General features: G+C 65.1%; 11 protein-coding genes. 3 read left to right on the top strand and 8 right to left on the bottom strand.

What is annotated here, in order from left to right:
- Window positions 1-99: 99 nt before the first annotated feature.
- Window positions 100-1,170, top strand: coding sequence for a LacI family DNA-binding transcriptional regulator (locus LV82_RS11770; protein WP_104071903.1), 1,071 nt, complete (start codon window positions 100-102; stop codon window positions 1,168-1,170).
- A 94-nt stretch (window positions 1,171-1,264) separates the two neighbouring features.
- Entirely contained in the window at window positions 1,265-2,227 is a 963-nt protein-coding gene (locus LV82_RS11765) for a glucokinase (RefSeq protein WP_104071901.1), read from the top strand.
- Between the two features lie 42 nt (window positions 2,228-2,269).
- On the opposite strand, the gene pgi is transcribed toward LV82_RS11765, so the two are convergent.
- The 7 genes from pgi to LV82_RS11730 all read right to left on the bottom strand — a co-directional run bounded on the left by pgi (window position 2,270) and on the right by LV82_RS11730 (window position 9,683).
- Window positions 2,270-3,880, bottom strand: a complete 1,611-nt coding sequence (gene pgi / locus LV82_RS11760; RefSeq protein ID WP_104071899.1) for a glucose-6-phosphate isomerase — start codon at window positions 3,878-3,880, stop codon at window positions 2,270-2,272.
- 7 nt (window positions 3,881-3,887) lie between these two features.
- Window positions 3,888-4,559: a 6-phosphogluconolactonase gene (gene pgl / locus LV82_RS11755; RefSeq protein ID WP_104071897.1), complete on the bottom strand. Its 672-nt coding sequence runs from the start codon at window positions 4,557-4,559 to the stop codon at window positions 3,888-3,890.
- A complete protein-coding gene (gene zwf / locus LV82_RS11750) occupies window positions 4,556-6,025 on the bottom strand; it encodes a glucose-6-phosphate dehydrogenase (protein ID WP_104071895.1) in 1,470 nt (489 codons plus the stop codon). The genes pgl and zwf overlap by 4 nt, the downstream gene beginning before the upstream one ends.
- 122 nt (window positions 6,026-6,147) lie before the next feature.
- Complete coding sequence (acuI, locus tag LV82_RS11745) at window positions 6,148-7,143, bottom strand: acryloyl-CoA reductase (RefSeq protein ID WP_104071893.1); 996 nt, start codon at window positions 7,141-7,143, stop codon at window positions 6,148-6,150.
- Window positions 7,144-7,153: 10 nt separating this feature from the next.
- On the bottom strand, window positions 7,154-8,242 hold the full coding sequence (locus LV82_RS11740; protein ID WP_104071891.1) for a dimethylsulfoniopropionate demethylase: 1,089 nt from the start codon (window positions 8,240-8,242) through the stop codon (window positions 7,154-7,156).
- A 10-nt stretch (window positions 8,243-8,252) separates the two neighbouring features.
- Complete coding sequence (locus tag LV82_RS11735) at window positions 8,253-8,873, bottom strand: DUF1326 domain-containing protein (RefSeq protein WP_104071889.1); 621 nt, start codon at window positions 8,871-8,873, stop codon at window positions 8,253-8,255.
- Between the two features lie 12 nt (window positions 8,874-8,885).
- Entirely contained in the window at window positions 8,886-9,683 is a 798-nt protein-coding gene (locus tag LV82_RS11730; protein WP_104071888.1) for a DUF2182 domain-containing protein, read from the bottom strand.
- Window positions 9,684-9,812: 129 nt separating this feature from the next.
- Here LV82_RS11730 and LV82_RS11725 point away from each other — a divergent pair, with 129 nt between their 5' ends.
- Window positions 9,813-10,574 (top strand): FadR/GntR family transcriptional regulator, encoded by a 762-nt coding sequence (locus LV82_RS11725; RefSeq protein ID WP_104071886.1) that lies wholly within the window; start codon window positions 9,813-9,815, stop codon window positions 10,572-10,574.
- 3 nt (window positions 10,575-10,577) lie between these two features.
- Here LV82_RS11725 and LV82_RS11720 read toward each other — a convergent pair whose 3' ends face one another.
- Window positions 10,578-12,230: an ABC transporter ATP-binding protein gene (locus LV82_RS11720; RefSeq protein WP_104071884.1), complete on the bottom strand. Its 1,653-nt coding sequence runs from the start codon at window positions 12,228-12,230 to the stop codon at window positions 10,578-10,580.
- Window positions 12,231-12,233 lie beyond the last annotated feature (3 nt).

Raw genomic sequence — 12,233 nt, 5'->3', positions numbered from 1 at the left:
TCTTGTTCCCATATGAAAAATTGGCGTTGCCAGGCCAGTCCCGTTGACCCTTCGTCGCGCCATGGCCTAAAGTGCTTTCAAAGCGCTTTGGGTGACGGGATGAATCTCAGGCAATTGGCCGCACATCTGGGTCTGTCGCAGACGACGGTCAGCCGCGCCCTGAACGGCTATCCCGAGGTCAGCGAGGAAACGCGCCGCCGGGTCGTCGAGGCCGCACGCGCGGTGGGCTATCGTCCGAACATGCGCGCGCGCGGGCTTGCGACCGGGCGCGCCATGGCGATCGGCCATGTCATTCCCGTCTCGACGCGGCACGAGATCGTGAACCCGGTCTTTGCCGACTTCATCGCCGGCGCGGGAGAAACCTATTCGCAGGCAGGTTATGACATGGTCCTGTCGGTCGTCCCCGACCGCGAGGTCGCCCGCGCCTATCGCGAGATGAAGGCAAAGGGAAATGTCGATGGCTTCATCGTTCATGGCCCGAAACGTGATGACGCGCGGATCCCGCTTCTGGCGGAACTCGGTCTGCCATTCGTCGTGCATGGCCGCGCCTCGGGCGTGCAGACCCCCTATTCCTGGCTTGACGTGAACAACCGCCGCGCATTCGTGCGGGCGACCGACTTTCTGCTGGATCTCGGTCATCGCCGGATCGCCTTGCTGAACGGGCTCGAGGACATGGACTTCGCCATCCGCAGGCGCGAAGGCTATCTGACGGCGCTGCAGGGGCGCGGGATCGATCCCGATCCTGCGCTCATGCGCTCGGCCGAGATGACCGAAACCTACGGCCATGACGCGGCCGAGCAGATGCTGAACCTGCCCGATCCGCCGACGGCATTCCTTGCGTCGTCGGTCCTGATCGCCATGGGGGTGCGCCGCGCGATCGAGACGCGCGGCCTGCGGATGGGCAAGGACATCTCGGTCGTCACGCATGACGACGAGCTAAGCTATCTTGGCAATGGCGGGGCCGATCCACTGTTCACGGCAACCCGGTCATCGGTGCGCGAAGCCGGCAGGCAGGCCGCGGCGATGCTGCTGCAGCTGATCGCAAACCCGCAATCGGGACCGGTTGACCGCCTGCTCGAGGCCGGCCTGATCCTGGGCCGATCGACGGGGCCCGCGCCCCGACCAAAGTCATCGGCTCACCGATCCACCACAAGCGAGCCGGGCGAATGAAACGAATGGCGGCCTTGCATTGCGCGCGCCTTGCGCTTGGCGTGCAAGGCGTCCTATCACGCACGGGCTGCCGCGCTGCAACGGGGGTAAGTCAATGACGTCGGATCGGACGGTTCTGGTCGCCGATATCGGGGGTACGAACACGCGTGTGGCGCTTGCCCATTCGGGCGGCGTGGATCGCGCGACCATCCGTCGTTATGCCAATGCCCAACATTCCGGGATCGAGGAGGTCCTCAACCACTTCCTGGCCGAGACGGGCGCGACCGGCCTGTCCGCGGCCTGTATCGCGGCCGCCGGTCCGGTTCGTGATGGAGTGGCGCGCCTGACAAACCTGGACTGGGTGATCGACCCCGCCCGGATTGCCCCGACGACCGGGATCGCGCATGTTGCCGTTCTGAACGACCTGCAGGCACAAGGCTATGCGCTGGGTCATGTCGATCCGGACAGCCTGCGCCCGCTGGTCACGGCGCGGGCGCCGCGCGCGGGTTCGGTGCGGCTGGTGGTCGGGGTCGGGACCGGTTTCAACGCCGCTCCGGTGCATGACATGGGCGCGACGCGACTCGTCGGCGCCTCGGAATGCGGGCATATGAGCCTGCCGGTCCATTCGGAACATGACCTTCAGTTGCGCCGCTTCGTCGAGGTGGCGCACGGTTTCGCCGGGGTCGAGGATGTCCTCTCGGGGCGCGGCCTTGTGCGGCTGCACGATTTTCATTGCCAGAAGGCCGGTCGCAAAGGCGGCGCCGACGCGGCCTCGATCATGCAGTCCATGCAGGCGGGCGATCCGGTCGCCGAAGCCACGGGCCAGGATTTCGTCCGCATCCTGGGCAATGTCGTGGGGGATCTTGCGCTGGTTCACCTGCCCTTTGGCGGCATCTACCTGATCGGCGGCGTCGCGCGGGCCTTCACGGCCCATTACGATCACTTTGGTCTTGGCCAAGCCTTCCGTGACAAGGGGCGGTTCGCGGAATTCATGGACGCCTTCGGTCTGTGGATCATCGAAGACGATTACGCCGCGCTTGAAGGCTGCGCGCAGTACCTGCGCGAGACGGCCGAATAACCCACCGGGCGCGGCATCCGTCACCGCGCCCGGCCCTTTCTGTCAGATCGCTTCTCCACGCGCCCAGGCGACCAGGCGACGGGTGGAACCGTCCTTGGACTCCGCGCTTTCGCGTCCAGCCAGGATGGGCTCCAGCGCGACAGCCAGCTCCTTGCCCAGCTCCACGCCCCACTGGTCGAACGAATTGATGCCAAGGATCACGCCTTCGACGAATACGCGGTGTTCATAAAGCGCGATGATCTGCCCAAGGACGAATGGCGTCAGCCTTGGATAGAACAGCACTGTCGAAGGCCGGTTCCCCGGGAAAACCCGGTGGCGCGCCTGGCGTTCCAGCTCATCTCCAGTCAGGCCCTTGGCGGCCATGATGCGCCGCGCTTCCTCGAGGCTTCGGCCGCGCATCAGGGCCTCGGCCTGCGCCAGGCAGTTTGCCACCAGAAGACGGTGGTGGTGGGCAAGGTCCGGCTCGTGTCCTTCGCGACCCACGAGGAATTCGCAGGGGATCACCCGCGTGCCCTGATGGATCAGCTGGTAAAAGGCATGCTGCCCGTTCGTGCCGGGCTCGCCCCAGACGACGGGACCGGAATGGACCGCAAGGTCGCTGCCATCCATAGCCACGCGCTTGCCGTTCGATTCCATCTCCAGCTGCTGAAGATAGGCAGGCAGGCGCGAAAGGCGCTGTTCATAGGGCAGGACCGCGCGCGTCGCGTGACCCAGAACCTGGTTGTGCCAGATTCCCACAAGGGCCAGCATCACCGGCATGTTCTGCCCGAACGGGGCCGACCGGAAATGCGCGTCCATCGCCGCGCCGCCGGCCAGAAATTCGCGGAACCGGTCGGGGCCGATGGCAATCATCAGGGCCAGTCCCACCGGCCCCCACATCGAATAGCGCCCGCCGACCCAGTCCTCGAAGCCAAAGACGCGTTCGGGCGCGATCCCGAATTCAGCCGTACGATCCAGGGCGGTCGAGACGGCGGCGAATTGCGCGCCCGGATCGGCAACGCGCCGGGCCATCCAGTCACGCGCCGTGCGTGCATTGGTCATCGTCTCGATCGTGGTGAATGTCTTCGAGGCAACGATGACCAGCGTCGTTTCCGGGTTCAGCGGGGCCAGCACGTCATGGACATGCGCGCCATCAACGTTCGACACGAAATGCACACGCGGCCTGTCGGCATAGGGCGCAAGCGCGATCGAAGCCATGGCGGGCCCAAGGTCCGATCCGCCGATCCCGATATTCACCACATCCGTGATCGCGCCCCCCTGCCCCCGGAAACGACCCGAGCGGATATCGTTCGAGAATGCCTCCATGCGCGCCAGCGTGTCGCGCACGCCGGGCATCACGTCACGCCCATCGACGAACACCGAACCGTCGAGGTTGCGCAGCGCCGTGTGCAGAACGGCGCGGCCTTCGGTTTCATTGATCTTCTGCCCCGAGAACATGGCCTCGCGCCGGCCTGCGACATTGGCGCTTTCAGCCAGCGCCAGAAGCATGTCGCGGGCGGTGGCATCGATCGAGGTCTTCGAGTAATCAAACAACAGCCCGTCGGCCTCGATCGCAAAGTCCTGCGCCCGGTTCGGGTCGGCGTCGAACAGATCAAGGATCCGGCGATTTTCATGCGCCTTCGCATGGGCGCGCAGATCGTCCCAATGGCTCATTCTTCCCTCACGCAGCCCAGTGTATTTCGGCTTCTGGCAGCACGACCGCGACCGGAGCCTCCTCTGGCGGCAAATTCCGGGCCCGCTCCAGTGCCTCGCGCTTGTCCTGCCCGGTGATGACGATGTGGGTGTGCATCGCACCCGCAAGAACCGGCGCGGAAAGCGTCACGCGCGGCTCGGGCGCGCCGGGCGCGCGCATGGGCACCAGAATGGGCGCGTCATCGGCCAGCGCATCGGCCAGGCGATCGGCCCCGGGGAACAGCGAAGCCGTGTGCATGTCTGCCCCCATCCCCAGCAACAGGACGTCGATCGGCAGATGCGGCTCGATCGCGCGGGCCAGATCGTCGATGACGTCCTCGGGCTGCGGCGCATCGGCGTAGAGCGACAGGAAGGTCGCCGCGGCGGCGCGGTTGCGCAACAGACGTTCCCTTACCAGCCGGGCATTCGACCGCTCGTGATCTTCGGGAACCCATCTTTCGTCCGAAAGAAAGACAGTGACCCGGTCCCAGTCCAGCGCGACGTCGGAAAGCGTATCGAATACCGGGCCGGGAGTGGTTCCACCCGGAACGCACAGGGTAACACGATCCTTTCCGCGCAGCGCATCGCCCAGCTGGGCGGCGATGCGATCGGCAAGCGCCATCATCATCAATTCCCGGTCGGGATATTCATGCAGGTTCATTCGCGGATCTCCCTCCAGCGTCGGCCATCGCGATGCAGCAGCATCAGCGCATCCTCGGGCCCCGATGACCCCGGATCGTAGGGCCGCGGCCGGTCGCCGCGCGCCTCCCAGCCTGCAATGATCGGGTCGGTCCAGGCCCAGGCGGCCTCGACCTCGTCGCCGCGCATGAACAGCGTCTGGTTGCCCCGGATCACGTCCATGATCAGCCGCTCATAGGCATCGGGAATGTCCTGCCCGTCCGCCCCCAAGGCCTCGGCAAAGGTCATGTCCAGGGGCACCTCGGTCAGGCGCATGCCGCCCGGCCCGGGTTCCTTGATCATCACCGACAGCGTCATGCCCTCGTTCGGCTGAAGACGGATCGACAGGACATTCTCGCGCCAGCCCTCGTCATCGCCGAAGATCGAATGCGGGACCTCCTTGAACACGACCGCGATCTCGGACGCCCGGGCGCGCAGCTTCTTGCCCGTGCGCAGATAGAAGGGCGTGCCCTTCCAGCGCCAGTTGGCGATCTCGACCCGCATGGCGATGAAACTTTCGGTGCGTGAATCCGGATTGCCAACGTCGTCAAGATAGGATGGCTGCGGGGTTCCATCGGGCCCCTTGCCCGCACGATATTGGCCGCGCACGATGTCGTCGGGGCGCACTGGCTGCAGCGCGCGGATGACCTTCAGCTTTTCGTCGCGCACCGCGTCGGGGTCAAAGCGATAGGGCGGCTCCATCGCGATCAGGCACAGAAGCTGCATCAGGTGGTTCTGCACCATGTCGCGCATCGCGCCTGACTGGTCATAATATTGCCCCCGCCCGCCTACGCCGACCGTTTCGGCCACGGTGATCTGCACATGATCGACATGGCGCGCGTTCCACAGCGGTTCGAACAGGATGTTGGCAAAGCGCACCGCCATCAGGTTCTGGACCGTTTCCTTGCCCAGATAATGGTCGATACGATAGATCTGGCTTTCATCGAAATGCGCCGCAAGCGTCGCATTCAGCGCCCGCGCCGATTTCAGGTCGTGACCAAAGGGCTTTTCCACGACGATGCGTGACTCCGGCCCCGAGATGCCGTGGGCATGCAACCTTTCCGCCAGATCGCCGAACAGCGACGGCGCGACCGAGAAATAGAATGCCTGAACGACGTCCTTGCGGATCATGCGGGCCAGATCTTCCCAGCCGTCCGTGCCGCGGGCATCGATCCGCAGGTAATGTACCCGCTGCAGGAAGCTGTCGATCACGGCAGCGTCACGCTTCTGGGCCGGGACGAATTCCTCGATCGATTGGGCGACCATCTGACGATAGCCGTCTTCATCCAGCTCGGCGCGCGCGGCACCGATGATGCGGGCTTCGTCCGGCATCTGCCCCGCAAGATAGCGGTTGTAGAGGCCCGGCAGGATCTTGCGGCGTGCAAGATCGCCCGTGCCGCCGAAAATCACGAGGTCGAACGGATCGACCGGAATGACGCGAGAAACCATATGCCCGTCCCTTGCGGCTGTGTTAGCGCTAACGAAAGGCTTGATAGCGCAGAGACGGCGTCAAGTCTAGCATCGGTTGCGGCCGGAACAACCATCGATGCCCCGGCCGCGCGGTTCGGCGCTCAGGCGTTCACGTCCACCACGACACGGCCGCGCACCTGCCCCTTCAGGATCTCGGCCCCCAGACGCGGCAGGTCTTCCAGCGTTGCGGGTTGAACCATCGCCTCCAGCTTGTCCAGATCAAGATCGCGCGCGATACGCTGCCAGGCGCGTACGCGATTGTCATAGGGCTGCATGACGGAATCGATCCCCAGCAGGTTTACCCCGCGCAGGATGAAGGGCGTGATCAGCGCCCCCTCGATCGCCGCGCCGCCCGCCAGCCCCACGGCCGCGACCGAGGTGCCGTATTTCATCTGTTTGAGCACCCGCCCCAGCATGGCCCCAGCGACCGAATCGACACATCCCGCCCAGGTCTCGCTCTCCAGAGGTTTGCGCGTCACTTCGTTCAGCTCTTCCCGCGGAACGATCCGGGACGCGCCAAGACCGCGCAGGTAGTCTTCGGTCTCCGGCCGGCCGGTGACGGCGGCAACCTCATGGCCCAGCTTCGCCAGAATGGCCGTGGCAACCGAGCCCACGCCGCCCGCCGCTCCGGTCACCAGAACCGGACCGTGGCCGGGCTTCAGGCCGTGATCCTCAAGCGCCATGATGGCCAGCATGGCGGTAAAGCCGGCCGTGCCAACCGCCATGGCCTGACGGGTTGTCAGGCCTTCGGGCAAGGGCACCAGCCAGTCGGCGCGCACGCGTGCTTTCTGCGCATAGCCGCCCCAATGGGCCTCTCCGACGCGCCACCCGGTCAGAATGACCTTGTCGCCGGGCTTGTAGCGGGGGTCCGACGACGTTTCGACAGTCCCCGCAAAGTCGATACCGGGAATGTGGGGATATTTGCGCACAAGACCGCCACCCGGCCCGATACACAGACCGTCCTTGTAATTCACGGTCGAATATTCGACCGCGACCGTCACCTCGGCTTCGGGCAGGTCGTTTTCGGAAATCTCCTCGACAGCAGCGGACGTCTTGCCCGTTTCCTCGTCCTTGCGGACGACCAACGCCTTGAACATGGCTTCCTCCTCAGATCCAGAATTTCGATTGCACCAGGGCCCGGCGCATGCCGTCCTGGGTTTCGACCTCAAGTTCGGTTCCGGCCTCCCAATGGGTGGCGTCGATCATTCCGATCGCGACCCCCGTCTGAAAGTCGGGGCTGAAGGCGGCGCTGGTCACCTGCCCCACGCGCCTTCCGTCGGCATAGACCGGCCACAGCCTGTCACAGGGCGGAACGTCGCCCATGATCTCGATCGGGCGGATCATCCGCTCGATCGGGCGGCGCTCCAGCGCGGCCCGGCCCAGATAGTCGGCCTGCGAATTGACAAAGACGCCCAGACCGGCCTCATAAGGCGTGTTCTCGCGCGTCATGTCGTTGCCATAGCTGAGCAGACCGCCCTCGACCCTTTCGATCAGATTGGGGCAACCCGCGCGCACGTTCAGATCTTCGCCCGCGGCGAACAGCGCGTCCCACAGCGGCATCCCAAGTTCCGTTCCTTCGACATAGATCTCAAAGCCGCCCTGCTTGGAATAGCCAGATCGCGCAACGATCAGCTCGTGGCCCTGAAACGCCATGCGCCGGAAGCGGAAAAAGCGGATCTCGCGCACCTCATCGCCAAAGACGCGCGCCATCAGATCATCGGCCCTGGGCCCCTGCACGGCCAGGGGTGAAACATCGGGCTCTTCGATCGTGACATTCATTTCCAGCGCATCAGCCACCCCCAGCACATACAGCAGGAAATCGCTGTCGGCGATCGAGATCCAGAAGTGATCGGGTGCAACGCGCAGGACGACGGGGTCGTTCAGCATGCCACCCTCGCGATCGACGACGGGCATGTAGAAGCACTGGTCATCGCGCAGCCGCGACAGGTCGCGCGGCGACAACATCGTCATCAGGCGCATCGCATCGGGACCCTTGACGCTGACCTGCCGCTCACATGCCACGTCCCAGACCTGAACATGCTGCTTCAGATGGTGGTAATCATCGACAAAGTCGGCCCCGAACCGGGTCGGCAACAGCATGTGGTTATAGACAGTGTAACCCCGGACCCCGGCCGCCTCGACGCCGGGGGTAAAGGGCGTGCGGCGCACGCGCCGCGAAGCCGTGATCTGAGCCATCACACACCCATCATTTTGGTCCATGCCAGTCGATCTGGCAGATCTCGGCCGAGCGTCCGTCGAAATCCCAGACCCGCCCGAATGCCCGCACCCGGCCCTGCGACGCCTTGGCAACCGTGACGTCGGGCCCCATCCAGTACTGGGTGTTCGTCACGACGATATCCTTGCCGCCATGTCCCGGTACCGGAGCCACCTCGCCCTTGATCGCCTTGCCGACCATCAGGCGACGCGTCTTGCCCTCGGTCTGGTATTCGATCGGCGCACGCGTGGCGCCAAGGAATTCGCTGACCAGGATGCGGAACAGGCCGGTCGTGCCGCGCGCCTGACCGGTGAAGATCTTCACCAGCCCGTTATAGGCCTTGTCCGAGGCGCGTTCGTCGATATAGGCCGCGGCCTTCCAGTTTCCGCGCGCCATCTTGCCCGGAATCTCCAGCAGCAGGCCGACATTCAGCCCGGACAGGTCCTCCCCGTCATAGTGACCCTGATCGATCCGGATACCGGCCCAACCCATGCAATAGCCCTCGGTCGGGGGATGGTCGCCCAGCGAAATCACGCAGGGGCAGAACACCGTGCAATTGCAGTTCAGGATCAATTCGCCCTTGATCGCCCATTCGGGCAAGCTATCGGCCATGACGTTCCTCCCTCAGACAAGATGCAGGGCCGAGAGCGCGGCCACGCCCCCCGCCACGATCAGCAAAAGACCCGCCGGCGCCGTCAGGCGCCGCCCTATGGCGGGCAGTTTCTCGAATGCCATGAACAGCGTCGCAGCCCCCATCCAGCCAAGGCTCATCACGCCACCGACCAGCCCCAGAAGCATCAGCGCCCAGCAACAGCCCAGGCAATGCGCCCCGAACCGCAGACCGAGGGCAAAGCCCGCAGCTGGCCCCGGCCGCCAATGCGACATGAAAACCGTCAGCGGCATTCGGCAGCGCGTCAGGCACGCCGCCTTGAGCGCCGAAAACTGGTACAGTCCGGCCGCGATCAGAAGGCCCGCATTCAGCCAGGGCGACAGGCTCTGGCCCAGCGGGCTGACCAGCCCCAGCCGCGACAACCCGTACTGGGTTGCGGCCCCGAAGGCAGACGCGCCCAGCCATACCGCCAGATATCCGGCCACAAGGCCCGCGGCCTCGCCCCCCGAACCCGCGCCGGCGCGGCGCAGATCGGAATGGGTCGACAGCACCGGCAGAAAACCCGGTAACATCATCGCGACCGACATCAAGCCCCACATGGCCCACAGCGAAAACGGGCTGATCGCAGCGGCCGGAGAGCACAGCATCGCCCAGAACTCGGCGGGGACCGAACCGTCTGGCTGCCATTGCATGGACATTGCCGCGATACCGATCCAGGCCAGCAGAATGAGGCCGTAGACCGCAAGCCAGACCTCCCACACCGGCAGCCGGAAGCCGCGGAACCGTCCCGACAATGACCCGGATGACGCCATGATCCCCCCGAACGTCCAAGCCCGGCGCGCGGGCCCAGAAAGTGGTGGACGCGCGCGCCTGTCGAACTTACGTTCAGGTCGGGAAACCGAAATGTCAAACATTTATTGTCTGACAATTGAAGAGGACACATGGACGGCCTGACGCTGAAGGACGAAGGCGGCGAAAAGCCCGTCCAGATCGCCGATGCGATCCGCGCCGCGATCATCGAAGGCCAGCTGATCGTCGATCAACGCCTGCCGTCCGAGCAGGAACTGGCCGACCATTTCGGCGTCTCGCGCCCCACGGTGCGCGAGGCCCTCAAGCGTCTTGCGGCGCAAAGCCTGATCCGCACCCAACGCGGCGCGACGGGCGGCGCCTTTGTCAATCGGCTGAGCTACGATCAGGCCTCGGCCGAACAGGTGACGATCTCGACCCTTCTGTTGTCGATGAACGGCGTCGATTTCGAAACCGCTTGCGAGGCGCGCTTTGCGCTGGAACGTGCCTGCATCCCCTTTGCTGCCCAGCGTCGAACGGCCGACCACCTGGGACGGATGCGCGCAGAGATAGCGCGCCAAACCCTGCCCGGCCTGTCGGATGAGGATTTCTGCGCTTCCGACGTCGCCTTTCACCGGACCCTGATCGAGGCCGCGGACAATCCGGTGCTGTCTTATCACCTTTCGGGCGCGGTCGAGGCAATGCAGCCCCTGATGAACATGATCACCTTTACCGCACGTTCACGCGAAAGGATCGTCGCCCTGCACACTGCCATCGCCGATGCAATCGCGGCACGGGTCGCCGTGCAAGCCGAAAGCGTGCTGGTCGATCTGGCCCGCTATACCGCCCAGCTTGGGCGCGAGGTGCGCGCCCACCGGGAAGCCCGCCGCACCGAAAGGCACAAGCCCGCAACCTGACGCTCAGGCATCGGCAGCGGCACCCGCCTTTCCCTTCTCGCGTTCGGCCAGAAGGCGCGTCAGCCAGTCGGGGTCCATCTCGGGCACGGACGACAGCAGCAGCTCGGTATAGGGGTCATGCGGCGGGCGGAACATGTCGTCCTTTGGCCCCTGTTCGACCACCCGGCCATTCTGCATGACCACCACGTCGTCGGCGATCGCGCGCACGGTGGCCAGGTCATGCGTGATGAACATGTAGGACAGGTCCAGTTCACCTTGCAGGCGGTCCAGCAGCTTCAGGATACCCTCGGCGACCAGCTGATCCAGGGCCGAGGTCACCTCGTCGCAGATGACAAAGCGCGGCTCGGCCGCAAGCGCCCGCGCGATCCCGACGCGCTGCTTCTGCCCGCCCGACAATTCGGATGGCAGCCGGTCGATGAATTCGTTAGGTTCGAGTTCGATCAGGCGCAGCAATTCGCGCACCCGTTCCTCCAGCGCCTTGCCCTTCAGACCCAGATACATCCGCGCAGGGCGACCGATCAGGTCGCGCAGGCGCAGCTTGGGGTTCAGCGCGGTATCGGCCATCTGGTAGATCATCTGGATCTGGCGCAGCTGCTCGCGCGTGCGCTGACGGTAATCGGGCGGCAACGGCTGACCGTCAAACAGGATCTGGCCCTGTCGCGGCGGCAACAGCCCGGTTATGACCCGCGCCGTCGTGGACTTGCCCGAGCCGCTTTCCCCGACCACCGCCACGGTCCGGCGACGATGAATGTCGAAGTTCACGTTGTGCAGCACGTCCATCCGCCCATATCCGGCCGTCACGGCCCGCACCGACACAACCGGAACCGCGTCGGGTGCGGGCCTGGGCTTGGCCGGGCTGACATGGCTGCGCACCGCCCACAGCGACCGGGTGTATTCCTCGCGCGGGGATGACAGCATGGTGCGCGTGTCGGCCTCTTCGACCTCTTCGCCGCGCAGCAGGACCTTGATCCGATCGGCCATCTGCGCCACGACCGCAAGATCATGAGTGATGTAGATCGCCGCCGTGTCGAACTGGGCGACGATGTCACGGATTGCCGCCAGAACCTCGATCTGGGTCGTCACGTCCAGCGCCGTCGTCGGTTCGTCGAACACGATAAGATCCGGCCGGCAGGACATGGCCATCGCCGTCATCGCGCGCTGCAGCTGGCCGCCCGAGACCTGGTGCGGATAGCGAAAGCCGATTTCCTCGGGGTTTGGCAGACGCATGCGGCGATACAGCTCGACCGCGTCGCGTTCGGCCTCTTGCCGGCTCATCACGCGGTGAACGACCGGGCCTTCGACATATTGGTCGATCAGCCGATGCGCCGGGTTGAAGCTGGCCGCGGCGGACTGGGCCACATAGGCGATCCGCCGCCCGCGAAGGCTTCGGCGCGTGCGCTCGGTCGCCTTGACAAGGTCGATGCCGTCGAACTCGATACTGCCGCCCGTGATGCGGCAGCCATCGCGCGTGTAGCCCATCGCGGCAAGGCCCAGCGTGGACTTGCCCGCGCCCGATTCCCCGATCAGGCCCAGGACCTCGCCCTTGTGCAGGGTCAGATCCACGCCCTTTATGATCGGCTGCCAGCCCTCTTCTGTCCGGCCATCTATATGAATGTCGCGCATCCGCAACAGGACGGGTTTGTCGGTTTCGCTCATCGG

Source organism: Albidovulum inexpectatum (assembly GCF_002927635.1).
Lineage (GTDB): Bacteria > Pseudomonadota > Alphaproteobacteria > Rhodobacterales > Rhodobacteraceae > Albidovulum > Albidovulum inexpectatum.
This window is presented reverse-complemented; position numbering and strand designations above follow the sequence as displayed.